This is a genomic window from Streptomyces sp. NPDC050997, assembly GCF_040660135.1.
GTDB lineage: Bacteria > Actinomycetota > Actinomycetes > Streptomycetales > Streptomycetaceae > Streptomyces.
This window is the reverse complement of record NZ_JBFAGK010000007.1, coordinates 133592-160425: the sequence shown is the minus strand read 5'-3', so window position 1 is coordinate 160425 and position 26834 is coordinate 133592. Positions and strand designations below refer to the sequence as shown.

The following is a 26834-nucleotide window of genomic DNA, read 5'->3' as shown; positions in this document are numbered from 1 at the left end:
CAGATGAGTACGAGTTCCCTCTCGGGTTCGGCATCGGGTTCGATGCCGGGTCCCCGCACGAGCCCCACCGCGTCACGCGTACGGCACGGCCTGGCGCCCTGGGGCCGGATCGCAGGCCTGGCGCTGTGCGCCCTGTTGACGCTCGGCCCGGTCATCTGGACGGTGTCGACATCACTGCGCACGCCGGCGGAGTCCTTCGACCTGCCGCCGAAGATCATCCCCACGGACCCCACCGTCGACGCCTACCGCGAGGTCTTCGACCAGATCGACGTCTGGCTGTACGCACTGAACTCCACCCTGGTGACCGCGCTGATCGCGGCCGGCCAGATGATCACCGCGGGCCTGGCGGGCTATGCCTTCGCCCGCCTCGAATTCCGCTTCAAGAAGCCGCTGTTCGCGCTGGTCCTGGCCACGATGATGGTGCCGTTGCAGGTCACGATGGTCCCGGTCTTCCTGGAACTGAAGACGATGGGTCTGACCGACACTCTGCTCGGCCTCATCGTCCCGGCCTTCCCGTCGGCCTTCGGCACCTTCCTGATGCGCCAGTACTTCCTGGGCATGCCGAAGGACCTGGGCGAGGCGGCGATGATCGACGGCGCGGGTCCGTGGCGCGTCTTCCGGTCGGTGTACGCCCCCTTGGCGGCCCCCGGTCTCGCCATCGTCGGCGTGCTGGCCTTCAACTACCACTGGAACGAGTTCTTCCGGCCGCTGATCCTCGAAACCTCCACCGAGAACCTCACGCTGCCCCTGGGCCTGGTCTCCCTCCAGGGCAACCTCGGCACCGGCTCGATCTCCGTCGTCCTCACCGGAGTCGTCCTCTCCATGATCCCCGCCGTCGTCGTGTTCGTCGTCGGCCAGCGCCCTCTGCGCGAGGGCATCACATCCGCAGGAGTCAATCGTTGAGTTCCGTGAGCCGGTCGACCGACGCCAACAGCCCGCGTTTCAGGGTCCGCCCGCCGGCCAACTGGATGAACGACCCGAATGGCCCGTTCCGCTGGGGCGATCGATACCACCTCTTCTACCAGCACAACCCCGACGCCCCCGTGCACACGAACGTTCACTGGGGCCACGCCTCCAGCCCCGACCTCGCCCACTGGGACGACCACGGGATCGCCCTGCGCCCCACGCCCGACGGCCCGGACGAGGCGGGCTGCTGGTCCGGCTGCGTGGTGGACGACGGTGGTGTACCGACAGCGGTGTACTCCGGGATCGACCACGACCACCAGGGCCTGAGCGCGATCTGTCTCGCCGTGACCGAGGACGACGGCCTCCAGAAGTGGAAGCAACTGCCGGTGCCGGTGGTCGCCGGCCCACCACCCGGCCTGGACGTGACGATGTTCCGGGACCCTTTCGTCTTCCGCTTCGCCGGACGCCGCTGGGCGCTGATGGGCGCCGGCCACGCCGACGGCACCCCGTCCGTCCTGGTGTACGACTGTGAGGACCTGCACGACTGGCGGTTCGCCGGGGTCCTGCTGGACGGGCGGGACCCAGCGGCGGCCCGCGCCTTCGGCAAGCGGGCGATCGGCTGGGAGTGCCCGCAGTTGTGGGCGACCCCCGGGGGCGACTGGGTGCTGGCGGTGGCCCTGTGGGACGGCGACCCGCTGAGCACCGCGTACGTCACGGGCCGTCTGGTGGAGCAGGCGGACGGTGGACCGAGGTTCGCGGCCGGTACGGGCGGCGGCCCGCTGGACCTCGGCCGTGACTTCTACGCTCCCTCCGTCCTCCAGGACACGGAGTCCGGTCGCGCCCTGCTCTGGGGCTGGTCCTGGGAGTCACGCCCGCCCGAGGAGGTGGACCGCGCGGGCTGGTCCGGCGTCCTCACGGCACCCCGGGTGATGGACACCCACGAGGACGGCACGCTACGGGTCGTACCGGCTCCGGAGCTCGAACTACTGCGAGCGGCCGTCCCGTTCACGGCCGCACCAGGACCGCACCGGTCACTCCCCCTCGCGTACGACCTGCTGGTGACTGCCCGTTCAGCGGCGACCGTGAGTCTGCTGCGGGCCACGTCCGGGGCCGAACTGACCGTGCGACTCGATCCGCCGTCCGGCACGGTGACCCTGGACCGCACGGCCTGGCCGCGCTCCCGCCCGGACGGCACGGCCCCCCTGGTCCTGCCGACCCCGCCGGGCGAGACCCTCACCGTACGGATCCTCGTGGACGGCTCCCTGCTGGAACTGTTCGCGGGTGACCGGGCGACGGCCACGGAACGGGTGTACCGACGGGACGACGACATCGCGGAGCTGACCGTGCCGGGGACGGACGTCGAGGTCACGGGCTGGGAGCTGGTCCCACCGAGCCCCGCGTGACGACGGGGCACTCCAGCCGCCGGGTGGTGACCGGCGGCGCGATCCCGCTGTCGATGGCGTCCAGGAGCAGGCGGACGGCCGTCTCTCCCATCGCGCGATGGGGCAGAGCGACCGTGGTGAGGGGCGGGCTGAGGAAAGCCGCCATGTGTTCCTGGTCGTCATAGCCGACGACGGACAGCTCGGCGGGCACGTCGAGGCCCAGGCGCGCGGCGGCGTGGAGGACGCCCGCGGCGACCCGGTCGTTGTAACAGACGATCCCCGTGGGCCGCCGGTAGGCGGGAACACCGTCCAGCAGCCGCAGCGCGCCCTGGTACCCGGCGGCGATCTCCCCTCCCGTCCGCATGATCCAGTCCTTCTCGGCGGTCAGCCCCACCGTCCGCAGCACGTCCCGGAAGCCGCGCAGCCGTTCCGCGGTCGCTATGTCGTCCAGACCGCCCACCAGGGCGACACGGCGGTGGCCCGCGTCGAGAAGGACGCGCGCGGCGCTGCGGCCACCGGCCCGCTCCGCGGGGATGACGGCCGGGAGGGAGCCGTCCTCGGGGAGACAGTTGGCGAGCACGGCGAACGTGCGGCGCAGCCCTTCCGGGACTCGGGCGCGGCGCAACGACAGCGCGGCGTAGATGATCCCGTCGACCCTCCGGTCGAGCAGTTCGGCGACAGCCGCGTCCTCGGCGACCGGGTCCTGCCCGGAGTCGACGGTGAGCACCAGGTGCTCACTGCTCCACGCCATGTCCATGGCCCCGCGCAGCAGCCGCCCGGCGAACGGCGAGGTAGCGATCTCGTCCGTGACCAGACCGATCACGGCGGTACGACGCCGGCGCAGGCCACGGGCGACCGCGTTCGGCCGGTAGCCGAGCTGTTCGGCCGCCTTGCGGATCTTCTCCTGCGTCTCGGCGGAGAGGTTGCCCTGGGCACGCCCGTTGAAGACGAAGGACACGGCCGTGTGCGACACCCCGGCAAGCCGGGCAACATCCCGCGAGGTCGCCCGCTCAGCCCCGCCACCCCGCGTCTTCTCGACCCCGCCCATGTCTCGTCCCCGCCGCCTTTGCCTGATCAGGCAAAGCCTACCCGCGGGAGATGTTGCGGAGCCCGCCGCCGCAGACCGAATGGGACACCGGGGTGGAACAACCGCTGGCCTCGGCACGCCGGGGTGCAGGTCGCCGTGCGACCGTGGACGTCCGACCGCCGTCCCTCGCGGCTGTCAGCACACCTCAACGAGACTCGGCCTCGACCGCCCCCGACAACCGTCGAGGGCTCCCTGCGAGGCCGCTTTCTCTCGGGGCCGTTTCCTCACCACTTACCGGCCATGGCCAAGGCACATCCCGAGCGGTCCACAACCCAGAGGGCCCCCATCGAACTCTTCGACCGCATGCTGACGACGGACCGGCGGGCGCTCGACGTGCTGAGGGTTGAAGTGCGCACCGGAGACGGGACCGAGAAGACACGCCCGCGCCGTCGGGGTCTACCGCCTGTGGCGCGACGGCGGCTTCGCCGTCGCGCACTCCTCGCCGGCTTCCTCGCCGACGCCTACGGCATCACCACCGCGATCTGGACCGTCGCCGCCCTCACCGCCGTATCCGGCCTGATCGTCGCCATCCGCATGTACGAGACACACCCTCCAGAGCCGGCTTCGGCCTCAGAATGGCCTCAACGCCGCAGCAGAGCCGACCAGAACACGCCTCACCAGCTACGTTTCCGGGCGCATACGTGCAGGTCAGAGCAACATCAGCCGACACAGACCAACCTGGGGTCAAACTCGCGAGCAGCGGATTCAGTCCGTTGAGCGGGAGTTGACGGCCCGACACCTCACGAGGAACGCTTCCGCAGGTCATCAACCTGCACAAGTGGGGCGGGTGGGACTCGAACCCACGGCCGACGGATTATGAGCCCTTTGGGGATCTTGGCGACCCTTGCCGATCAACACCGATCCGTGACGTTTTCGCAGGCCAGATGAGTCGATCGGTGTCAGTCCCGTGTGGTGCTTGCCGATCTGTTCCTGTCCTTGTGGCCCCTCAATGGCCCCTGCACGTCTCTGAGTGGGCGCTTGCACCGCGGCACTCCTCACCCGGTTCGGCACAGCAGATTTCCCCTCCCCCCGCGCAGAAGCTCGGTCCCCGGTGCCGGGGAGCCCACTGACGGGTCGACCCGTCCCGTTCGGGACCGGGTGAGGGTGCCGCCGACGGTTCCGTCCCGTCAGGTGCGTGGATCACCGAGCAAGGTGGTCACCAGTTCGAGGAAGCGGTCGAAGTCCAGGCCGGACACCGTCCGGATGGTGGGCAGGTCTTCCCGCCCGTGGTGGACGCGCCGTTCCACGACCGTCATTCCCCGGGTGAGTTCGCCGCGCCGTTCGACGTCGCAGCGGACCTCGACACACTCGATGAGCGTGGGGTCGATCAGGGCCGCGACGGCGACGCTGTCGATGAGGGAGCAATAGGACTGGTAGCCGCGGCCGTTGACGTAGTCGACGACCCGGGCGGCGAGAGCGGCCTCCGGGGTGTGCGCGTGGCGCAGCCGGTCGAGGTCGCCGGCGCGGAAGTTGATGCGGGGGTGGGTGGCGATGTCGAGTCCGACGGCCACGAGGTCGAACCCGGCCCGGAAGACCCGGTGGGCCGCTTCCGGGTCGACGAAGATGTTCCATTCGCTGACCGCGTTGTCGCCGGTGGCCTGGGACCACGCGTAGGGGGTGAGTCCGTAGGAGCCACCGATGATGACCAGTTCGGTCACCTTCTCAGGCAGGTGCGGGTCGATCTCCAGGGCGAAGGCGATGTTGGTCAGCGGGCCGAGTCCGGCGATGCTGATGTCGCCGGCGTGGGCGTTCACGGTGTCCACGATCAGTTGCGCGGCCGGGCGCGGGTCGACGGTGCGCTTCGAGGCGGGAAAGTGGGACTCGGCGAGGCCGTCGCTGCCGTGCGAGAAGGGGTCGACCGGGTAGTCGCCGTCCAGCGGGAGCAGCGGGCCCTGGCCGACGGGGATGTCGTCGCGGCCGAGCAGGTCGAGGACGCGTAGCGCGTTGGCGGCGGTCCGGTCCGAGGGCAGGTTGCCCGTGACGGCGGTGACGGCGCGGATCCGCAGCTCGCGCGACTTCAGCGCGACGATGATCGCGAGCGCGTCGTCCATCCCGGGGTCGGTGTCGATCAGAACGTTCTTCATGTACGCCCTTCCTGCGTCCGGCGTCCAGGCGCTCCGGCCGAGCCCCGAACCCAAAGGTATGGTAGGTATAACAACAGGAAGATTCAACGGGTGTCGGCGGCGCACGGAGGTGCGAGGTTGTCCGAGCGACTGGTGGCGGTGTTCTCCCACGCGGTGACCGACGAGATCCACACGGCGGACGGAAGACTCGCGGCCCGCGAGGTGGGCGGGGCCGGAGCGTACGCCGCGGTCGGGGCGAGCCTGGTCTCGGCGCCCTGGGGCACGGCCATCGTGTCCGGCGTGGGCGCCGCGGACCGGGGGCGGCTGAGTGACTGGTTCCGCCGGCGCGAGGTGGACCCCGTCGGCCTGTTCGAGGTCGGCGAGCACAGCCCGGTCACCCGCGTCCGTTATCTCGACGACGGGGAGCGCGTCGAGGAGTCCGTGCTCGGGGACGCCCACTTCGCCTCGCATACTCCTTTCCCCAGCCGGTCGCCGCTCGGGCCGGACCGCCTGGCGGGCGTGTACCTCTTCCACGACACCGACGAGCGGTACTGGCAGGAGGTCGCCGCCGTGCGCCCGCGATGGCACGGCCCGGTCCTGTGGGAGATCGCCGCCAACGCCTGTACGCCGGACGCCCGTTCCCGGGTGACGGAGCTGGCTGGACTCGTCGACGTACTGTCCCTGAACGTCGCGGAGGCGGCGGCCCTGACCGGCCGGACGGACCCGCTGGAGGCGCTGGCCCGGCTGCCGGGACACGGGCTGGTCGTCGTGCTGCGGTGCGGCGCGGCCGGCTCGCTGGTCCGGCACGGACACCGGCGCTGGCACGTGGGAGTGGCTCCCGGGCCGGTGGTCGACCCCACCGGAGGCGGCAACGCGTACTCGGGCGCCTTCCTGGCCGCGTACACCGCGACGGGCGACGTCCCGTCCTCGGCGCGGGCGGCGGCGGCTGCCGCGTCTCATGTCATCACCCAGTACGGCGCACCGGCCGTCGGCCCGCCCGACCGGGACGGCGTCCGGCGGCACGCCCGAGCAGTAGCAGTCGCGATGTCCGCGACCACGTGACGGAGGAGCCCCATGTCCAACCCCAGCTGGAACCCCGCGCAGATCTACGACGACTACCGGTTCGCCGGCCATCTCCCCCGCCGGGGGCTGATGCGGAACGGCAGGCCCGCGCTGTCCGGCCTGGACCCGCGGCGCGTGGCCCGCTACGTCCTGGTCACCGTCCGTGATCCGCTCTGCGCCTACGACGAGGATCCGGCCGACCAGATCGCCCGGCGGCTCGACGAGCCCGAACTCATCGGCCGTTCAGGGATGTTCACGACGTACTCGGGGCACTGCGAGGGGGTGCCCGTGACCGTGGTCTCGGGCGGGAGCGGCTCTCCCGAGGCCGAGCTGATCATGCACGAGCTGCTGGAGTTCACCGCGGCGGACACCTTCGTACGGGTCGGCGGCTCCGGAGGCATCCACCCCCGGGTCGGCCCCGGGGACGTGGTGGTCACCACCGGTGTCGTCCGGGACGAGGGGATGACCCGCGCCTACGTTCCGGCGTCCTATCCGGCGGTCGCCCACCACGAAGTGGTCCTCGCGATGTCACGAGCCGCCGTCGAACTCGGCTGCGCCTTCCACCAGGGCTTGACCAGGTCCAGCGATTCCGACTTCTGCGGGGTGGGGCGCCCCGGAGTGGGCGGCTACTTCCAGCCATGGCATCTCGACGTTCTCGAAACCTGGGCCCGGGCCGGCGTGCTCAACGGGGACCGGGAGTCCGCGGCAGTGGTGACGCTCGCCGGACTGTTCGGCAAGCGGGGCGGCTCGGTCTGCTCCGTCGCCGACAACGTCATTGCCAACAGCCCCTTCTCCGCCGGGGCCGGTCATGTGGCCGCCATCGACGTCGCGTTGCGCGGAGTGGTGCACCTCGCCCGTCTCGACGCAGCCACGGCCGCCTCGGGCAACGGCCACTGGGTGCCGGCGTCCTTCGAAGCCATGGCCGGAACTCGTTGACACCACACAGCAGTGGTCCTATGGTACTGAGATCAGTACCAATGCCAACAGTGCCGGTGACGACGAGGTTCGCGGTGCTCCTGGCGGCCCCCGCGAGGGGTCGGTTGTGCGGAAGCAAAAGGAGCTGGTACATGAGCAGATCAGGGATCCGGGCGCTCGGTGCGGGTCTGATGGCGATGACGGCCGTACTATCGGCGTGCTCCGGCGGCAGTTCCTCCTCCGCCGGCGGTCGTCAGACCCTGGAGCTGTGGTTCTGGGGCGCCTCGCCGCAGCAGCAGAAGACCATGCAGTCGGTGCTCGTCGACGGCTTCGACAAGTCGCAGAGCAAGTACGACCTCAAGGTCACCTTCAACAACGCCGTGGACAAGAACGTCCAGGTGGCGCTGTCCGCCGACAAGGGACCCGACATCGTCTACGGATCGGGCCCCGCCTTCTCGGCGGCCTACGCGGTCCAGGACAAGCTGGCCGACATGACGCCGTACGCGAAGAAGTACGGGTGGAAGGACCGGATCCTGGCGCCGATGTACGAGTCGGGGACCGTGCACGGCAAGCTCTACTCGCTGCCCAACTCGCTGGAGAACCTCGGGGTCTTCTACAACAAGAAGGTCCTCGCCAAGCTGGGTGTCGGCGTGCCGGCCACCTACGCCGAGCTGACCGCCGACATGGACAAGGCCGCCAAGGCGGGCATGTACCCCTCGGTCACCGGCAACAAGGGCTGGAAGCCAGTCAACCAGAACTACATCTCGATGTTCCTGACCCATGTGGCGGGCGGCAAGGCCGTCTACGACGCGCTGCAGGGCAAGATCAAGTGGACCGACCCGAAGATCGTCAAGGCCGTCGACGACTCCGCCGCCTTCTACAAGAAGGGCTACCTCGGCGGGAAGGACTACGCGAACCTGAACTTCGTGGAGTCCATGCAGCTGCTGGCCCAGGGTAAGTCGCCCTTCTTCTTCGGTCCCACCCTGGCCTTCCAGTTCGCCGGCGACTACTTCAACGACGCCGCCGGGAACACCTCGGACCTCGGCTTCGCCCCCTTCCCGAACGTCACGCCGGGCCTGCCCTCGCCCAGCGGGACACTCGGCACCACCGCCTCACTGTCGATCAACGCCCACTCCGCGCACAAGGACGGGGCGGCCGAGGTGATCGACTACATGATGAGCGACAAGTTCGCCCAGGAGATGAACAAGACCTGGCCCGGGTACTGGGGCGTCCCCCTGAAGAAGTTCGACCTCGACCCCGCCTCCTACACCGGTCTGTCCAAGGAGTTCGTGCAGTCGGTCAAGGACACGGTCGACATGGTCGGCAAGGGCGAATATGGCTTCTTCGCCGGCACATTCTTCCCGCCGGCCACCGCCGCCGCCTTCACCGACATCGACGGGGTCTGGCTCGGCACCGAGAGCACGGGCGACTTCCTGAAAAAGGTCCAGTCGACCTTCGCCGCCGAGCAGGCCAAGGGGCTGGTGCCCCCGGTGCCCGAGCCCGCCGGGTGACGGTCCAGCCCCACCGACCCAGAGCCGTCGGATGCCGCGAGCACACAGCGCGGCATCCGGCGCTCGGAGGAACGCGAGCATGACAGCTACGGCAACCGCGGCGCCCCACCGGGCCGACCGGGCCCCCGCGACGGACCAGCGGGCCCGCCGCGCCCACCAGCGGCGCCGGTCCCTGGTCAACCACCTGCTGGTCGCACCGGCCCTGCTCCTGTCCGTCCTGGTAGTCGTCATACCCGGTGTGCTGACCGCGCTGGCCGCCTTCACCGACTGGACCGGCGTCGGCTTCCACGCCCACTACGTCGGCCTGCGCAACTTCACCGACATCCTCGCCGACCCCGTCTTCACCACCGCTCTGGGCAACAACGTCAAATGGCTCGCCCTCTTCCTGAGCCTCCCCGCCGTCATCGGCCTGCTCACCGCCTCGCTCCTGCTCCGCAGACGCCGCACGCGCACCTTCTACCAGGTCGTCTACCTCATGCCGTACGTCCTGGCGCCGGCGGTCAACGCCATGGTGTGGCTGAGCATCATCTACAACCCCACCGGTGGGGTCATCGGGGTCCTGCACATCGACTCACCGCTGTCCAGCCTGCACGGGGCGATCTACGCCGCGGCCGCGGTCGACATGTGGCACTACTGGGGCTTCCTCACCGTCGTCTACTTCGGCGCCATGCGACAGACACCGGTGGAACAGGTGGAGGCGGCCATCGTCGACGGCGCCGGCTCGTGGCAGGTCTTCCGGCACGTCTACCTCCCGAGCATCCGCCCCACACTGCAGCTCATGGGCGTGATGACGGTGATCTTCTCCTTCCTCGCCTTCGACTACGTCTACCTGCTCACGCAGGGCGGCCCCGCGCACGGCAGCGAGGTGATGGGCACCTACGCCTACGCCTTCGCGTTCTCGGCGTTCGCGTTCGGCAAGGCGTCCGCCGTCGGGCTGATCATGAGCTTCTTCGGACTGATCGCCTCGTGTGTCTACACCTGGATGAGCCGGAGGCAGCTGTCGTCATGAGGAACCACAGCGTGAAGAGCCGATGCAAGGGCGTCCTGGCCCACACCGTCCTCCTGGTGTTCGCCGCCACCGCGCTCTTCCCCCTCCTTCTGGTCCTTCTCAACAGCTTCAAGTCCAACGCGGGCGTCACCGGCAGCCCCTTCTCGCTGCCGAAGTCGTTCAGCCTGTCGAATTTCACGACCGCCTGGCAGTACGGCGCGTTCGGCACCGGATTCCTCAACAGCGTCCTGCTCACCGGCACCACGGTCGTCGTCGTGCTGCTCTGCTCGTCCCTGGCCGGATACGTCCTGGCCGCACAGAAGATCCGTATGTGGCCCGCCGTCATGGTCTACCTGACCATGGCCATGACGGTGCCGATCCAACTGTTCATCTTTCCCCTGTACGCCGGGATGGCCGCCTTGGGACTCCTCGACAACGTCTTCGCGGTCGGCGTGATCCTCGCCGCGATCAACATGCCGTTCGCCACCTTCCTGATGCGCACCTTCTTCCTCAACGTCCCCAAGGAACTCGAGGAGGCGGCTGTGATCGACGGCGTCAACCTCTTCCAGCTGATCCACCGGGTCCTGCTCCCCGTCGTACGGCCCGGTCTGATCACCGTGGGGGTCATCGTCGGTCTCAGCGCCTGGAACGACTTCCTCATCTCCTCGACGTTCCTGCACGACCCGTCCGATCAGACGGTCACCCTGGGCTTCCTGTCGATGAACGGCACCTTCTCCACCCAGCTGGGCGCCATGATGGCGGGCGCCCTCATCCTCATCCTCCCGGTCCTCGGCGTCTTCGTCGTCCTGCAGCGGTACGTCGTGGACGGCATGTCCGGCGGCGCGGTCAAGGGATGAGATGACGAGACATCCCGTAGTGACGCGTCCCGCGGACCGGTACGCCGAGCAGGTGTACGCCGGAGTTCTCGGCAAGATCATCGGTGTCTACCTCGGGCGCCCCGTCGAGGGCTGGCCCTACCAGGACATCACCGAACGGTTCGGAGAGGTCGGCCGGTACGTCAACGACGACCTCGGCGTCCCCCTGATCGTCGCCGACGACGACATCTCCGGCACCCTCGCCTTCGCCCGCGTCGTCCTCGACAACCCGGGCCGGACGATCGAACCGGCCGACGTCGGCGACACCTGGCTCAACTACGTCATCGAGGACCGCACCATCCTGTGGTGGGGCGGCATGGGACGGTCCACCGAGCACACCGCGTTCCTCAACCTGCGCCGCGGCATACCGGCCCCGCACAGCGGATCCATCGCCGTCAACGGCCGCACCCTCGCCGAGCAGATCGGCGCCCAGATCTTCAGCGACGCCTTCGGCCTGATGTGCCCCGGCGACCCCGACCGCGCCGTCGACCTGACCAGGTCCGCCGCGTCGGTCAGCCACGACGGCGACGCGCTGGAGTCGGCCGGGCTGCTCGCCGCCATGCGCGCGCTGGCCTTCGACGAGCCAGACCTGGACCGGCTGCTCGACGTCGGCAGCGGCTTCGTACGCTCCCCGGCCGTGCGCACCCTGTTGGACGAGGTCCGCGCCAACTGCTCCGCCGACCGCGACTGGCGCGACATCCGCGACTGGGTGGACCGTCACCACGGGTACGCCCGCTACCCCGGCCCCTGCCACGCGCTGTCCAACCTGGCGATGTCGCTCGGCGCCCTCCTCGGTGCCGGCGACAGCTTCCCCGCCTCGGTGATGATCGCGTCGTCCGTCGGCTTCGACACCGACAGCAACGCGGGAACCGTGGGTTGCCTCAACGGGGTACGCCTCGGTCTCGACGCGCTCGGCGGGGGCCCCGACCTCAGGACTCCGGTGGCCGACCGTCTGGTCGTCGTCACCGCGGACGGGGGCGAGTGCGTCAGCGACGCCACCCGCGAGACCGACCGGATCGTCGCCTCCGCCGCCGTCCTCGCGGGGCACGAACTCCCGCCGCCCCGGCCCCGGTTCACCTTCGCCCACCGCGGCTCGGTCCAGGGCTTCACCGCCTGCCCGTACCACCCCGGCGCCGACGGGCCGGCACCGGTGGGCACCGGGGACGCACTGCGCGTCCGGCTCGGTGGCCCGACGGGAACTGCCACGGTCCACGTCTCCACTCCCACGTTCCTCGACCCCGCCGACACCAGCGGCAACTTCTCCACGCTCGCCAGCCCCACGCTCTACCCCGGCCAGACCCTGACGGCCCGCCTGACCGGCACCCGCCACGGCACCAGCGTCCGCCCCTACGTCCTGTACGCCGACGACTCCGGCGTCGGCGGCGACACCCACATCGACACCGGCGGGAGCATCGGCGGGAGAAGGGCCAGGACGGTCCTCGGCGAGACGCACTCCCTGGGCCCCGCCCCTCGTACGGTCACCTGGCAGGTCCCTCCCGCTCGCGGCCTGGTCCCCTTCCGGGTCGGATTCGCCTTCACCGCGGACGGCCCCGGCGCGGAGGCGTTCCTGCACGAACTGGACTGGCGTGGCGCTCCGGAGCACTTCGAGCAGAGCGGTGTCCTGCTCTCCTCGATCTGGGACACCAGGCCCCCGGCACTCGCGCCCTGGGTGAGTTCGGCGAAGAACTTCGAAGCCGACTTCGCCGTCACCTACTCCGTCTCCCACCCGGACGCCCTCGGCGTGGTCACCACCGGCACCCGGGAGTGGACCGACTACGCCGTCGCCAGCCGGCTCATCCTCTCCCTGCACGAGAACGCGGGCCTGGTGGTCCGCAGCCGGGGCCACCGCCGCTTCTACGCGGGGGTCTTCACCGACGGAAACCGCCTGCGCCTGCTGCACCAGCACGACGGCGAACGCCACGTCCTGGCCGAGACCACGTTCTCGTACGAGCTCGACCGCCCGTACGCGGTCGAACTGCGCTGTCGTGGCAGGGATCTCGCACTGTCCGTCGACGGCAGGACCCGGCTCACCGCCACCGCCGCCGACACCCTCGGCGGCGGCACCGGCTTCATCGTCGAGCGCGGCGCCGTAGCGGCCGACGGTGTCCGCGTCTCACGACTCGCCGCGCCCTAGGCAAGCGGGAACGGCGTGGGCGCCCCCCCCGTGGAGACGAATATGAACAATCAAGAAAGGCACTATCGATGAGCATTCCCCCCACGATCGGCAAGTGGCTGAGCTTCAGCCTGAACACCAAGCCCGCCGACGGCTTCGCCGCTCCTGTGGGCTTCACCGATCTCACTCCGCGGCTCAGGGACGCCGTCCCGCCGCAGCTGGGCGACGGGACACTCACGGTCTACATCCCGCACACCACGTGCACGCTGATCCTCAACTCCGGCGTCGACGGCACCACGCTCCACGACATCCGGCTGTTCATCGAGGGACAGATACCCGTGAACCGCCCCTTCGTCCATCTGCACGACGGACCGCAGGACGCGTCCGCGCACGTGCGGTGCGTGTTCGGCGCCCAGTCGCTGACCCTGCCGGTCATCGACGGGGAACTGGGGATCGGCCACAGCCAGGGCATCTACCTCCTGGAGCTGGACGGGCCGCGCGACCGCACCGTCCAGTACGCCTTCTCCCGGTTCTCTCAGTGACGCTGGTCGGCATCCAAGCGGGTCTGTCGGTCGACCATCTGGTCACCGAACCCGTCGGGGCACGCTTCTCGTGCCCCGGCGGGCCGGCACTGTTCGCCGCACTCGGCGCACGGCTCGTCACCGGCACTCACGTCCGCGTGAGCTGTCCACTCCCTGAGGACGACCCCCGATTCGCGCGGATCTTCGACGGCTTCGGCATCGACCGGATCCACTGCCACCAGGTACCCACCGTGCCGAGGTTGTGGATCCTGAACTCCGCCCGCGGACGGCGCATCGTCAGGCAGGACACCACAGCGGGTACCGAACTCGAAACACCGGATCACCGGCCCGAGTCGGAGAACCCTCTCCCCGCGCCGACGGCCGGTTTCGAGGACGGCCTCGACGGACTGGTGGCCTCGTCCCCGGCCGAGCGGCCCGCGGCGGATCCGAACACCCGGGTCGGCCTCGACCCGCACCAGATCCTGATCGCCGAACAGGGCCTGGCATACCTGCGCCGGGTGGTCTCCGCGACGACCGTACTGCTGCCGAGCCGGGTCCAACTGACCCTGCTGGACCCCGATCCGCGCCGCGCCGCCAGGTCGCTGGCGGCCGGGCTGGACGTGCCGGTGATCGCCCGCCTCGACGCCGAGGGCAGCTACGTCGTCACGGCCGACGGCATCTGGTCCGTACGCGACCGGGCGGTCACCGTCGTCGAGACCACCGGCGCCGGAGACGCCTGCGCGGCCGCCGTCGTGGCCGCCCTCACCGCCGGCGCCGACCCGGTCGAGGCCGCCATGTTCGGCACCAGCGTCGCGCGTTCCGCCCTCGCCGGCTGGGGCCACGAGGCGCTCGCAGCGGCGGCCCCCCTCTCGCGCCCCCTCCCGGACATCACCACCCGCAAGGAGAACTAGAACCATGCCCGCCGCACCCCGATCCACTCCCGCGTCCGCCTCCGCTTCGGCATGTGCCGCGCTGCGTGCCGCGCTGCTCGACGCTCCCCCGGTAACCGTCAACAGCGTCCCCGACCTGGGGCGTGCGGTCTTCGTCGGCTCGGGGGACTCCCTGGCCTCGGGACTGATCGCCACCGAATTCGGCCACCGTGCCCTGTCCGCGGGCGATGTCACCTGGAGCCAGACCCTGCCCGCCGCCTGCGACACCCTCGTGGGCATCTCGCACTCCGGAACCTCCGGCGCCACTGTCAGGGCCCTGCGCATGGCGCGGGACGCCGGACTGAAGACCGTCGCCATCACCTCGCAGGCGTCCTCACCGCTGGCGGACACCGCCGACGAGGTCCGGTTGGTGCCCACGCTGCGGGTGGAGGAGGAGGTCCCCTGCGCCGGACACGTCATGCTCGCCCAAGGGGTGGCCGCCGTGTGCGGAGTTGACACCACACCGTTCAACCAGGCCCTCGCGCAGAGCCTGGACGGCGTACGCGCGACGGTGGACGCCCACGTGCGGGATCTGCCCGGGTCCGCACCGGCCGCCGTGTCCGTCCTGTCTCTTCCGGAGCTGTGCAGCGGAGCCGACTTCTGGGTCCTGAAGCTGATCGAGGCCTGCGGGCTGGCGGTGCGCACCGTGCCCCTGGAGGAGAGCGGGCACGTCGACTACTTCATCGGCCCCCAAGCGCACCTGACCCTCCAGCTCATGGGTCCGCACGGTCGATCACGATTCGACCGTCTGGCCGAGGCCCTGCGTACCACCGGCCAGACCGTGTGTCAGGTCGACACCCGCCACCTGACGGACCCCAGCGCACCTGACGCCGCCGTCCTGCGTGACCTCGCGACAGCGGTGGCAGGGACCTGGTTCGCCCACGGTGCGGCGCTGCGGTGGGGCCGTCCGCCCTTCCGCGGTGGAGCGGTGAACATGGACGCGCGGCACATCAAACTCGATTCCTGACACGAGCGATGCTTCCTTCGCGCGATCTGACGTTGCCGTGAGGCCCACGATAGGTGATAACTTTGAGACCAATTGCGTGGCGCGGCGTGGTTGTCGGCGCGCGAAGAGTGAGGGGAGTCAGACCGTGTCCGTCGTCGATGGTGCGACGACCGACCGGGGGCGCATGTCAGTGCACCCGGTCGATCGAAAGTCGCCCATGCCAGCCTGGGCCCAGGTACAGCGTGATCTGCGTCGGCAGATCGACCAGGAACTCCAGACGGGCTACCGGCTGCCGACCGAGCGTGAGCTCTCCGAGCTTTACGGCGTCAGCCGCATCACCATCCGCCAAGCACTCAGTGCCCTGGCCGCCGACGGATACGTCGAGCGCCGACAGGGCGCCGGCACCTTCGTCGCCGACATTCCGGAACCGGTCCAGCACGACTTCGCGCTCACCACGCCGTGGCGCGACCGCTTTCACGCCGCGGGCCAGACCGCGAACTCCATCCACCTGCGCGATGCCCCCACCGAGCCCGAGCCCCATGAGCTGACCAAGCTCATCACGCCGGAGGAAGCCTCCGCCAAGCGGCTCCACCTCAAGCGGCTTCACGTGGTCAACGACCGCGCCATCGGGCTCACGGACTCCTGGGTCCCCGAGCACATGGCGCCCGGGTTGTCCGAGCAACTCCTCATTGACGGCTCCCTCTCCAGGACCCTTCGCGAGGCCTTCGAGCGCGCCCCCGCCGACACCAACCACTACCTCGAAGTCGGCGCGGCCAACTCCCAGGAGGCCCGCCTGCTCAACACGACCCTCGACGCGCCGCTGTTCGTGGTGTGGTCCGTGGCCCACCTGGAGGACGGCCGCCTGCTGGAGACGACACGGACCGTATGGCTCGGCAGCAGGGTGCGCTTCCACTACACGTCGACTTTCCCCGGCTCGTGACGTTGGTGGTGTCGATCGACCCGGTGGTCAGGTCCAGACGCGCGGCCGGCAGCGTGCCGACGGCGCCCCGCACGTCATGACGCCCCTCCGGCCGGACAGTGGGGGCCTGTGACGGCTCGCTCGACGTCGAGGTCGTGTACCCACCCGTGCGGGTCGGCCTCTACGCCGTCGTCGTGGCGCGCCGCATGTGGAATGTCCGGCGTGCTCCGCCTGGTGATCTGGTCGTGAGTCGGTGGCTCGCCTCTGGTCTGGCTTCTCGTTTCAGATCTTGGCGGTCTGCTGCGGGCGTGCCTGCCCGGTACGGAATCCTGCACATCGCTCCAACTCAACGGACCCGGTCGAGCCATGGCACTGCGGATTCCCTTCCAACAGCCAGAGGTCCCGCGCTCGAACGGCGAGCTCTTGGTGCGGGAGAACGTCCACCTCGGCTTCGAACGCCTTCGGCAGCGCCGGGTCCGTAGCGGCTGCGGTCGGCACGGCCAAGGAGTGGCCGAGGCACATCTCCCCTGTCGCGTTCAGCCTGTTGAAGTGGTGGGCCGGCCTCTGGTGTGGGCGGGCGGAGGCTCCGACGGACAGTGCGGGCCGCCCCACCGAGCATGGCGGCATGCCGCCATGTCCTGCCTGCCCGGCGCGGCCGAAGCCAGCAGTGATTGCGGTCAGAGGCCGAAGTCGGGCAGCCACTGGTTCACGGTCCGGGAAGGGTAATGCCCCGGAGGCCGCCGCGATCATCTCCCGGGACACGGTACGCAGCAGTCCGACAGGAAGCCGTCTTCGTCCAGTCTCAGTGGCTCTCGCGTCGGGTGGACTCTGTGGCCGACGGTTGTGTCGCTGCCAAGCTGACAAGGCGCTTGAGTCGGTCTTCGGAGGTGGTGCCGGGTTCGGCGGTGCAGAGGGTCAGCCACACAGGACCGGACACCACCCGGGCCGGATCGCCACCGTCCCTGGGAAGTCTCTGTTGGCCACTGTCACCAACAGCAGGGCTCCGCGCAAGAGGGGCAAGTAACCCATCGGGGCCGTTTCCTTGACCCCTCGGGCGATCGCGAGACGCTCTCTCAGCAGCCGCCTGCCGGCCCTGAACACCAGGTGCGCCATCGACACGCAGGCCGAGAACGACCCTGGACGACATCACACATCGAGCGATAAGAAGGCGGCAGGGTCTCCGCGGCGCGGTGAACAACCGACGTCGCCCTGCCCCCGCCCGCGCACCCGCCGCGCCGGTATCTGCACTGCCTCCGCTGTCGGCCCGGTGCTCGACTCCCGCCCTGGGGACAGCAGCGCGTGCCACGCAACCCGCACATGGGACACCGAATCGGCCCGGAGACACCGTCGCCTGGACACGGCCACGCCGTCCCGGCCCCTGCCTGGCCCCTGGACCTGGACATTGACCCTCAGAGCAGTCGCCCGGACGGCGAGCGACAACCTCGATCACCTATGTCACCGCAGGTCAGAGAGGTTGGAACTCCCCCGAGCGCCGCCCGACTCCAAACCCACGAGCAGCGGAATCAGTCCGTCCAGGCAAAGTCGACTCCCCGACACCCAAGAATGAACGTTCCCGCAGGTCAGAAACCTGCGCAGATGGGGCGGGCGGGACCCGAACCCACGGCCGACGGATTATGAGTCCGCTGCTCCGCTCTGGGATGAAATTCGCTCCCTCAACACTTCCCCGCCGTTCGGCAGGCGGCTGGCCGCAGTCGGGTCTGGAACGCCTTGGCCGCACGCCGGCGGGTGTGCCGAGGTGATGCGGTATCAAGCCAAAGTGGCCCAGGCTCCGTTGGTCGTCTTCCGGGATCGGTGCGTCGCCCATATTCTCGTGCGCCGGTGGTTACCTACGGTAAGGGGTAGCGATGGGCGGCACCACACGCAGAGGGTTCCTGGGATCGGCCGCGGTCGCAGGCGGCGGGATCGCCCTCGCGACCCCCCAGCGGGCCGCGGCCGGGAACGGCGCCGCCCCACAGACCGTGGCCGTACTGGGCGGGGGCGTCGCCGGGCTCACGGCCGCCCACGAACTCGCCGAACGTGGCTTCCGGGTCACGGTCTACGAACGCAAGGCGCTGGGCGGCAAGGCCCGCAGCATGGACGTACCGGACAGCGGCACGGGCGGCCGCGGGCCCCTGCCCGGGGAGCACGGCTTCCGCTTCATCCCCGGCATCTACCACAACCTGCCCGACACCATGCGGCGCATCCCCTTCCCCGGCAACCCCAACGGTGTCCACGACAACCTCGTCGCCCCCAAGGAGATGCTGTTCGCCCGGTCGGGCGGCCGCGAGGACATCCGGATCCCGCTTCCCTGGCCCGGCAACACCCCGGCCGAACTCACCCCCGACGAGATCCGCCGCGCCCTCACCTCGGTCCTGGACACCGCCTTCAACCTCCCCCTCCACGAGGCCCTCTACTTCGCCAACCGCTTCCTGGTCTTCCTCACCAGCTGCGACGAACGCCGCGACGAGGCCTGGGAGCAGATGCCGTGGTGGGAGTTCGTACGGGCCGAACGGATGTCGTACGACTACCAGCGGATCCTCGCCATCGGCATCACCCGCAACATCGTGGCCACCAAGGCGGAAGAGGCCAGCACCCGTACCGTCGCCACCCTGCTGGAGGCCTTCGCCTTCAACCTGCTCGGGCGGGGCGCGGACGGACCGCTGGACCGGATCCTCAACGCGCCCACCAACGAGGCCTGGATCGACCCCTGGGTGACGTATCTGAAGTCACTCGGGGTCGAGTTCCACATTGGCTGGACCGTACGGGACCTGACCCTGGACACGGGCCGGATCGCCGGGGCCGTCGTGGAGGACCCGGGTGGTGCCCGCCGGACCATCACCGCCGACCACTACATCTCGGCCATGCCGGTCGAGCACGCACGCCGCACCTGGAGCTCCGCCGTGCGCGCCGCCGATCCCCAACTGGCCGAGTGCGACCGGCTGGAGACGGACTGGATGACCGGCATCCAGTTCTATCTCACCGAACGTACGCCGATACTGCACGGCCACTTCGACCTCATCGACTCCCCCTGGTCGCTGACCGCGATCGCCCAGGCCCAGCACTGGCCGGGCCACGACTTCCCCGCCGACTTCGGCGACGGCACGGTCTCGGACTGTCTGTCCGTGGACGTCTCCGAGTGGGACCAGCCGGGCATCCTGTACGGCAAGACCGCCAAGCAGTGCACCCGCGCCGAAGTCGCCCGCGAGGTGTGGGCGCAGTTGAAGGCGGCGCTCAATGACAGCGGCCGTACGGTCCTGAAGGACTCCGTGCTGCACTCCTGGTTCCTCGATCCGGCCGTCGACGGTCTCGGCACTCCGAACCCGGTCAACGAGGAGCAACTGCTCATCCATCCGACGGGGACCTTCCACCACCGTCCGCGATCGGCCACGAAGATCCCCAACCTCTTCCTGTCCGGCGACTATGTGGCCGTGCCCATCGATCTGGCCACCATGGAAGGCGCCAACACCTCGGCCCGGCAGGCCGTCAACGCCCTGCTGGACGGGATCGGTTCGGCCGCGGAACGCTGCACCGTCACCCCGCTGTACCGGGCCCCCGAGCTCGAGCCGCTCAAACGCCACGACCGCACCCGTTACCTCCTCCGACTGCCGAATCTCTTCGACATCGGTTGACAGCATCGCTGAACCCGTCCCCCGGCGACGGGGAAGGACCACGAACGGCGACGGAGGACGGCCAACACCGCGTGCGTCTCTTTTGCCAGAGGCGCCCCTAACGCCGCCATTGTCATGCTCCCCTTCTCTGCCGCACGGAGGGTGGCCGCTACTTCAGGCCGATCGAGGCGCAGGCCGCCGCGTACTTCGGGGTGCAGATGTCCTTGACGGTGTAGACGCCGTCCGCGATCACCGTGTCCTTGATGTTGTCCTTAGTGAGAGCGACCACCGGCACGAGCATCGCAGGGATCTTCTTCTCGGTCGGGCTGTCCACCCTGTCCTGGGTCAGCGCGTCGAACTCGATGTCGCGGCCCTGGACCTTGTACACCGCCATCTCCGCGGCGTGGGTGGCCTCCTCCAGGAACGGCTTGTACGCGGTCATGTACTGCTCACCCGAGACGACCCGCTGCACCGCGTCCAGGTTCGCGTCCTGGCCGGTCACGGGCGGAATGGTGGTGGCGCCCGCCTCCTTCAGTGCCTCGATGACGGCGCCCGCCAAGCTGTCGTTGGCCGCGTAGACGGCGGCGATGTCGTCGAGGCCGACGGCCTGGATCGCCTTCTTCATGTTCGCCTTGGCGACCGTCGGCGACCACTTGTCGGTGTCGTACTCCTTGACGATCCGGACTCTGTTCTCGAGTTCGCCGAGGGCGCCCTTCTTGTACTTCGCGTAGTTCGTGTCCGCAGGGTCGCCGTTCATCATGACGATCTTGCTGGTTGCCGCCTTGCTGCCGAGCGCCTCGATGATGGCGCGGGCCTGGACCTCGCCGACGAGTTCGTTGTCGTGCGAGACGTATGCGTCGATCGGGCCCTGGGCGAGCCGGTCGTAGGCGATGACGGAAATGCCGGCGTCCTTCGCCTTCTGGACGTCCGGGGCGATGGCCTTGGCGTCCAGCGCGTCCACCAGGATGATGTCGACCTCCTGGTCCACCATCTGCTGGAATTGCCGGCTCTGTCTGTCCTGGCTCGCATCGGCGTTGGCGTAGACGACCTTGCCCTTGCCGTGGGTGAGGGTGGCGACTTCTTTGCTGATGACGGGGTGGTCGAAGTTCTCGAAGCGTGCGGTGTCCTTGTCGGGCAGGAGCAGCCCCACCGTGATGTCGTCGCCCTTCTTCGGGGATGCGGAGCCGCCGCCTCCTCCGACGGCGTCGATGACGCCGCACCCGGTGAGTGCGAGAGCCGACGCGGAGGCGGTCAGGGCTATCGCGAGACGACGCCATGGGGTTGTGCGAAGGGGAGGAGCGCTCACGTCAGGTGCCTTCCGAGTGTGAGGGGAGCAGGGTGGCTTTCGCGCGACGCGCCGCGCCCGGCCGCGTGGTCACCGGCGCACTTCCTCGATGCGGACCGGGCGGTGCTCGCGGAGCGAGGCGGTGGCGGCTTCGGCGACCCAACTGGATTCGACCGCGTCCGTGAGGGTGCAGGGGGACGGGCGATCGCCGCGGACGACCTCGGTGAAGGCGGCGAGTTCGGCGCGGAAGGCGTCGGCGAAGCGGTCCATGAAGAAGGTGTGCGGGACACCGGAGGGGAAGGTGGTGCCGCGCTCGACGGAGCGGAGCGGCAGCTTGTCCTCGAGTCCGGCGGCGACGCTGTCGCGGGAACCGTGGAGTTCCAGTCGGACGTCGTAACCGCGAGCGTTGTAACGGGTGTTGGAGACAACGGCGAGGATGCCGTCGTCCATGGTGAGGATGGTGGCCGTCGAGTCGGCGTCGCCGAGGTCGCGGATCCACTCCTCACCGCGGTTCCCGCCGGTGGCGTAGACCTCGACGACCTCGCGGCCGGTCACCCAGCGCACGGCGTCGAAGTCGTGGACGCCGCAGTCGCGGAAAATGCCGCCGGAGACGGCCGCGTAGTCGCGTGGCGGCGGGGCCGGGTCGAGGGTGGTGGAACGGATGGTGTGCAGCCACCCGAGGGCACCGCTGTGCAGGGCCTCGCGGGCGGCGACGAACCCGGCGTCGAAGCGGCGCGGGTAGCCGATCTGGACAGGGACACCCCGGTCGGCGAGCTGCCGGGCCGTCCGGGCGGCCTCGGCGGTGTCCGCGGCGACCGGCTTCTCACAGAAGACGGGCAGTCCTGCCTCGATCACGGCCTCCAGCAGGGCAGGGTGGGCGTCGGTGGCGGCGGCGATGACGACGCCGTCCAAGCCCGCGCCCAGCAGTTCGGCCACGGAGTCGACGGCGTGGGCTTGGAGTTTCCCGGCGAAGTCGGCGGCGCGGCCGGGCACGGCGTCCGTGACCACGAGGGTGTCCACCGACGGCAGGCTGCTGAGCGTCTGGGCGTGGAACGCGCCGATCCGCCCCAGCCCGATGAGTCCGATTCTCATGCCGTGTACTTCCTTTCAGTCGATGGCGCCGATCACGTTCTGGTCCCAGTCGATCACCGATCCGGTGACCACTCCGCTGCGCTCCGAGAGCAGGAAGACGACGAAGTCGGCGATTTCGTCCGTCCGGCCCAGACGACCCATGGGCAGGTTCTTGCCGGCCTGTACGCGCCAGTCGTCGCCGGCGCCGTGGAAGGCGCGCTGGGTGGCGTCCTCGCCTTCGGTGTCCGTCCACCCGATGTTCAGCCCGTTGATGCGGATGCGGTCGAAGCGGTGGGCGTGCGCGGCGTTGCGGGTGAGCCCGGCCAAGCCCGCCTTGGCGGCGGCGTACGGTGCGAGGAACGGCTGCCCGCAGTGCGCCGAGGTGGACATGATGTTGACGATCGTCCCGGGTGCCTGCCGGGAGAGCATGTCGGCGACGGCGCCCTGCATCAGGAAGAACGGCGCGCGCAGGTTGACGGCGATGTGCGCGTCGAACAGCTCCGGCGTGGTGTCCAGCAGCGAACCGCGTGAGGTCAGGCCCGCACTGTTGACCAGACAGTCCACCCGCCCGAATCGGCTGACCGTGGCGGCCACCGACGCCTTGGCCTGCTCCACGTCGGCGACATCGGTCCTGACGAAGGCGGCTTGGGCTCCCATGGCGATGAGTTCCGCGGCCAGCGCCTCACCGGGCTCGGCACGGCGGCCGGTGAAGAGCACCGACGCACCCTCCCGGGCCGCCGCTCGGGCGACGGCGGCGCCGACTCCCTGACTGCCCCCGCTGACCAGCACGACCTTGTCGTCCAGCAGTGTCATCCAGGTCTCTCCTCAAAACGGCCGGTGGGCATCCACTCGGGGTTGGCAAGCGCGGCAGGACGACGTCCGGCCAGTACTTCGGCGACACCTTGGGCGGGCCGGCGTAGGTCGCGGCTTCGGCGCGGACGCTCAGGCATGGGCGGCCTCGACGTGTGGCCGACGTCCGTAGGCGGCGTCCGGGACGGTGCTGACGGGGTGCCAGAGTCCGTCCTCGGCCGAGGCGGCGACGGCGGCCAGGACCTCGGCGTCCTGGTGGGCGTCGTGGATGGTCGCGTTGCGCTGTTCGCCGCCGGCCAGCGCGGTGAGGAACTTCTTGGCCTCGATCACCTTGAGGTCGTCGAATCCCATGCTGTTGGCCGGTCCGGGCTGGAACCGTGCGTAGTCGCCCATGGAGGCGTTGGCGAGGACCGTGGTGTATCCGACGTCGGGTCCGCCGCGCCCGAGGCAGAGCCGCAACTCGTTGAGCCGCTCGAAGTTCCAGGACGCGGAGCCGTCGGTGCCGTAGACCTCGATGGCGAGTCCGCACTGCGGGCCGACGATGACGCGGGAAGCCTCCAGGGTGCCGACCGCGCCGGTGATGTGCGGGCCGTCGGCGAAGCGGACCAGCGCGGCGACGTGGTCGTCGTTCTCGACCGGCGCCATCACCCCGTCCTCGATGACGGCGAAGTGCGTACCGGAGCCCATGGGCAGGATGGGCCGCTCGCTGTACACGGTGGAGAGCAGCGAGCTGGCCTCGGCGATCGGTCCGACGACGTACTGGACGAGGTCGACGACATGGCTGAGCAGGTCACCGAGCGCTCCGCTGCCGGCGAACTCGCGGCGGAAGCGCCAGGAGAGCGCGCCCTTGGGCTCGGCCGCGTAGCCGCAGTAGAAGACGGAGCGGACGTTGGTGATCCGGCCGAGTGTCCCGTCCGCGACCAGTTCGCGGATGCGCTCGACGGCCGGTGCGCCACGGTAGTTGTAGCCGACCGAGGTCTCGACGCCGGCCGCCCGCGCGGCGGCGGCGACCGCCGCGGTCTCGGTGACATTCCGTCCGACCGGCTTCTCGATCCAGAACGGCTTGCCCACCTGGGCGGCGGCGACCGCGATCTCGCGGTGCACATGGTTGGGCCCGCAGATGGAGACCACGTCGACCTCGGGGTCGGCGAGGACCTCGCGGTAGTCGGCGGAGGATCGGGCGTAGCCGAGCACTTCGCGGGCGTAGAGCGCGCGATCGGGTGCGGTGTCGGCGGCGTGCACGAGTCTCGGCCGCAGGCCGAGTTCGGGGTAGACGACGGGTATGGCCTGGTAGGCGCGGGTGTGCAGCCTCCCCATCCAGCCCACGCTGATCAGGCCTACACCGAGCGTCGGCGCGTCCTCGGAGCCGTCGGAGTCGTTGCCGTTGTTCATGGTGGTGCTCCAGGGGTGTGCGGGATCAGGACGCGGTGCGTGCCAGGGTGAGGTGGGTGGTGACGGCTGCGGCGGGCAACGTGGAGTCAGGCGGCCGTGGTCCAGTGGCGGGGAGATCATCCGAACCACCTCTGCTCGGCGAGCCCGGTCTCGTACTCGGCACGCGGCACGGCCCGGGCCGGTCGACCGTGCACGTGGCAGGTCACTTCCTCGGCCGCGCCCGACGCCGCGGGCGTCCGCGCCGCCGATCCCCATGTCCACCATGACAACTACCAATCCGAGGGGTTGCTTACGAGACGTGAGGGCTCAGCGGGAAGTGCTGAACGCGGCGTCGAACTGCCGGTCGGACGCCTCGGCGGCCACCGAGCGGACGTAGCGCAGCGCCTCCGGCGCGGCGGTCTCCCGGTCCAGGCCGACGTCCTCCCACTCGACGGAGAGCGGGCCGTCGTAGCCGAGGCGGTTGAGCGCGCGCATGATCTCCTCCCAGTCGATGCCACCGCGCCCGACGGTGCGGAAGTCCCAGCCGCGTCGGGGGTCGCCGAAGGGGAGATGGGAGGCGATGATGCCGTTGCGGCCGTTGAGGCGGCGGGTGGCGTCCTTGCAGTGGACATGGGTCACGCGGTCGCCGTGGCCCTCGAGGAAGGCGACCGGGTCGACCTGCTGCCAATGCAGATGGCTGGGGTCGAAGTTGATGCCGAACGCCGGATGCCGCATCGCGGCGAGCGTGCGCTCGGTGGTCCAGTAGTCGTAGGCGATCTCCGCGGGGTGGATCTCCAGGCCGAAGACGACGCCCTCGGCCTGGAAGACGTCCAGGATCGGGGTCCAGCGCTCCACGAAGTCCTCGAAGCCCGCGTCGATGGTCTGAGCCGAGACGGGCGGGAAGCCGGCCAGCATGTACCAGATGCTGGAGCCGGTGAAGCCGTTCACCCGGGTGACGCCGAGTGCGGCGGCGGCCCGCGCGGTGTCGGCCATCTCGGCGGCGGCCCGAGCCCGCACCCCCTCGGGCTCGCCGTCGCCCCACACGTGGGGCGGCAACACGTCACGGTGCCGGTGGTCGAGGGGGACGTCGCAGACGGCCTGTCCGGTCAGGTGGTTGGAGATCGCCCAGACACCGAGGCCGTGGCGCTGCAGGAGTGCGCGCCGCCGCTTGACGTACCGGGGGTCGGTGACGGCTTGGCGAACATTGAAGTGGTCACCCCAGCAGGCCAGTTCGAGGCCGTCGTAGCCCCACTCGCCTGCCTTCCGGGCGAGTTCCTCGATCGGCATGTCGGCCCACTGGCCGGTGAAGAGCGTGACGGGGCGTCGGCTCATGGTGGAGGCTCCGATTCAAGCGCTTCCGGTGCGCAGCCGCAGCTGCGCCGGACTATCAGGTCGAGTGGCACCCGCATCTCGGTGGGGAGCTCGGTCTTCTGTGTCTTCTGTGCGACGTCGGACTTGCGGACCTCGATCGCGGCCAGCAGCATCCGCGCGCTGATTTCGCCGAGCTCGCGGTCGTGCCGGCCGAGCGCGGTCATCGGCGGGTCGAGCAGGTCGCTGGAGACCGGGTCGTCGAAGGAGACCAGGGCGATCTCCGTGCCGACCTTGTACTGGTCGGCGCGCAGTTGACGGAGCGCGCCGAGGGCGAGGGTGTCGCCTGCCGCGATGATGGCGGTCGGCGGCTCGTCCACCCGCATGAGCTCGGCCACCGCCTGTTGTGCGCTGGCCTCGGTCCACTCGTGGTCGCCGTAGGCCAGGTACTCCGGGGGCACCGAAAGCCGCCGCCTGCCCATGACGTTGCGGAAGGCTTCCAGCCGCTCGGTGGCGGGTGCGTTCTCCAGGCGCTGGATCCGGTCGGTCGGGCCGAGCGGCACACCCAGAAAGGCGATCTTGGTGTGGCCGTGGACGACCGCCAGGTGTTCCACGAGGGTGGTCATGCCCCCGACGTTGTCGGGGCTGACGTAGCCCAGTCCGGTGTCCCGGATGACGTGGTCGAAGAAGACGACCGGTCCCCGGTCCGGAACGTAGCCGCCGCTGGTGGCGACAAGCAGTCCGTCGACCTGGCGGTCCTGCAGGGTACGCAGGGCGGCGGTCTCGTGCTGGGCGTCACGCTCGGTGTTCATCACGACGACCTGGTAGCCGGCGGCTTCAAGCACGTTCTGAGCCGCCTTCAGCACCGTGGCGTAGAAGGCGATGGCGATGTCGGGGACGACGACGCCGACGAGCATGGACGACTGGGTACGCAGGGACCGCGCTGAGATGTTGCGCCTGAAGCCCAGCGCGGTCGCTGCCTCGACGACCTTCCGCTGAGTGTCCCCCGGTATGCGGGGGTTGCCGTCCAGAGCCCGGCTGACCGTGGATACGGATACTCCGGCCACCGCGGCGACGTCGGTCAGGGTGGGACGGCGTCGGCGGGACGGATCGACCGGACCGGGAGTCTGGTCCTGGCTTGAAGTCATCGGGGCTCCTTACAAG

Annotated in this window: 21 protein-coding genes; 13 read left to right on the top strand and 8 right to left on the bottom strand. The window is 69.8% G+C overall.

All coding sequences use genetic code 11. The features are described 5' to 3' along the window. Nucleotides 1-42: 42 nt before the first annotated feature. A complete protein-coding gene (locus AB0H86_RS18185; protein ID WP_362439694.1) occupies nucleotides 43-903 on the top strand; it encodes a carbohydrate ABC transporter permease in 861 nt (286 codons plus the stop codon). 5 nt (nucleotides 904-908) lie between these two features. Beyond that, nucleotides 909-2309, top strand: a complete 1401-nt coding sequence (locus AB0H86_RS18180) for a glycoside hydrolase family 32 protein (protein ID WP_362439691.1) — start codon at nucleotides 909-911, stop codon at nucleotides 2307-2309. On the opposite strand, the gene AB0H86_RS18175 is transcribed toward AB0H86_RS18180, so the two are convergent. Further along, nucleotides 2272-3336, bottom strand: a complete 1065-nt coding sequence (locus AB0H86_RS18175; protein WP_362438950.1) for a LacI family DNA-binding transcriptional regulator — start codon at nucleotides 3334-3336, stop codon at nucleotides 2272-2274. The genes AB0H86_RS18180 and AB0H86_RS18175 overlap by 38 nt on opposite strands. Nucleotides 3337-4502: 1166 nt before the next feature. Then, a complete protein-coding gene (locus AB0H86_RS18170) occupies nucleotides 4503-5459 on the bottom strand; it encodes a nucleoside hydrolase (protein ID WP_362438947.1) in 957 nt (318 codons plus the stop codon). 117 nt (nucleotides 5460-5576) lie between these two features. On the opposite strand from AB0H86_RS18170, the gene AB0H86_RS18165 reads away from it, so the two are divergent. From AB0H86_RS18165 to AB0H86_RS18115, 11 genes are all read left to right on the top strand, one after another. After that, nucleotides 5577-6500 (top strand): PfkB family carbohydrate kinase, encoded by a 924-nt coding sequence (locus AB0H86_RS18165; protein WP_362438944.1) that lies wholly within the window; start codon nucleotides 5577-5579, stop codon nucleotides 6498-6500. A gap of 12 nt (nucleotides 6501-6512) precedes the next feature. Further along, nucleotides 6513-7436 carry a nucleoside phosphorylase gene (locus AB0H86_RS18160; protein WP_362438941.1) on the top strand — a complete coding sequence of 308 codons (924 nt, stop codon included), beginning with the start codon at nucleotides 6513-6515 and terminating at the stop codon, nucleotides 7434-7436. Nucleotides 7437-7567: 131 nt separating this feature from the next. Then, entirely contained in the window at nucleotides 7568-8926 is a 1359-nt protein-coding gene (locus AB0H86_RS18155; RefSeq protein WP_362438938.1) for an extracellular solute-binding protein, read from the top strand. 79 nt (nucleotides 8927-9005) lie between these two features. Further along, complete coding sequence (locus tag AB0H86_RS18150) at nucleotides 9006-9935, top strand: sugar ABC transporter permease (RefSeq protein WP_362438936.1); 930 nt, start codon at nucleotides 9006-9008, stop codon at nucleotides 9933-9935. A gap of 11 nt (nucleotides 9936-9946) precedes the next feature. Beyond that, on the top strand, nucleotides 9947-10771 hold the full coding sequence (locus AB0H86_RS18145) for a carbohydrate ABC transporter permease (protein ID WP_362438933.1): 825 nt from the start codon (nucleotides 9947-9949) through the stop codon (nucleotides 10769-10771). 1 nt (nucleotide 10772) lies between these two features. Further along, nucleotides 10773-12923: an ADP-ribosylglycohydrolase family protein gene (locus tag AB0H86_RS18140; RefSeq protein ID WP_362438931.1), complete on the top strand. Its 2151-nt coding sequence runs from the start codon at nucleotides 10773-10775 to the stop codon at nucleotides 12921-12923. A gap of 68 nt (nucleotides 12924-12991) precedes the next feature. Further along, complete coding sequence (locus tag AB0H86_RS18135; protein WP_362438928.1) at nucleotides 12992-13444, top strand: secondary thiamine-phosphate synthase enzyme YjbQ; 453 nt, start codon at nucleotides 12992-12994, stop codon at nucleotides 13442-13444. Next, complete coding sequence (locus tag AB0H86_RS18130) at nucleotides 13441-14334, top strand: PfkB family carbohydrate kinase (RefSeq protein WP_362438925.1); 894 nt, start codon at nucleotides 13441-13443, stop codon at nucleotides 14332-14334. Before AB0H86_RS18135 ends, AB0H86_RS18130 begins: the two co-directional genes overlap by 4 nt. Before the next feature lie 4 nt (nucleotides 14335-14338). Next, entirely contained in the window at nucleotides 14339-15319 is a 981-nt protein-coding gene (locus tag AB0H86_RS18125) for an SIS domain-containing protein (protein ID WP_362438922.1), read from the top strand. Between the two features lie 196 nt (nucleotides 15320-15515). Beyond that, on the top strand, nucleotides 15516-16238 hold the full coding sequence (locus AB0H86_RS18120) for a GntR family transcriptional regulator (protein WP_362438919.1): 723 nt from the start codon (nucleotides 15516-15518) through the stop codon (nucleotides 16236-16238). Between the two features lie 1844 nt (nucleotides 16239-18082). Continuing rightward, nucleotides 18083-19846: an FAD-dependent oxidoreductase gene (locus tag AB0H86_RS18115; protein WP_362438916.1), complete on the top strand. Its 1764-nt coding sequence runs from the start codon at nucleotides 18083-18085 to the stop codon at nucleotides 19844-19846. Nucleotides 19847-19994: 148 nt separating this feature from the next. Here AB0H86_RS18115 and AB0H86_RS18110 read toward each other — a convergent pair whose 3' ends face one another. The 6 genes from AB0H86_RS18110 to AB0H86_RS18085 all read right to left on the bottom strand — a co-directional run bounded on the left by AB0H86_RS18110 (nucleotide 19995) and on the right by AB0H86_RS18085 (nucleotide 26818). Continuing rightward, nucleotides 19995-21131 (bottom strand): substrate-binding domain-containing protein, encoded by a 1137-nt coding sequence (locus tag AB0H86_RS18110; RefSeq protein WP_362438913.1) that lies wholly within the window; start codon nucleotides 21129-21131, stop codon nucleotides 19995-19997. 69 nt (nucleotides 21132-21200) lie between these two features. Then, on the bottom strand, nucleotides 21201-22202 hold the full coding sequence (locus AB0H86_RS18105; RefSeq protein WP_362438910.1) for a Gfo/Idh/MocA family oxidoreductase: 1002 nt from the start codon (nucleotides 22200-22202) through the stop codon (nucleotides 21201-21203). A gap of 15 nt (nucleotides 22203-22217) precedes the next feature. Beyond that, complete coding sequence (locus AB0H86_RS18100) at nucleotides 22218-22994, bottom strand: SDR family oxidoreductase (protein ID WP_362438907.1); 777 nt, start codon at nucleotides 22992-22994, stop codon at nucleotides 22218-22220. Between the two features lie 129 nt (nucleotides 22995-23123). Further along, nucleotides 23124-24383: a Gfo/Idh/MocA family oxidoreductase gene (locus AB0H86_RS18095; RefSeq protein ID WP_362438904.1), complete on the bottom strand. Its 1260-nt coding sequence runs from the start codon at nucleotides 24381-24383 to the stop codon at nucleotides 23124-23126. Between the two features lie 306 nt (nucleotides 24384-24689). Next, on the bottom strand, nucleotides 24690-25694 hold the full coding sequence (locus AB0H86_RS18090; protein WP_362438901.1) for a sugar phosphate isomerase/epimerase family protein: 1005 nt from the start codon (nucleotides 25692-25694) through the stop codon (nucleotides 24690-24692). Further along, complete coding sequence (locus tag AB0H86_RS18085; protein WP_362438898.1) at nucleotides 25691-26818, bottom strand: LacI family DNA-binding transcriptional regulator; 1128 nt, start codon at nucleotides 26816-26818, stop codon at nucleotides 25691-25693. Before AB0H86_RS18085 ends, AB0H86_RS18090 begins: the two co-directional genes overlap by 4 nt. Nucleotides 26819-26834: the final 16 nt, after the last annotated feature.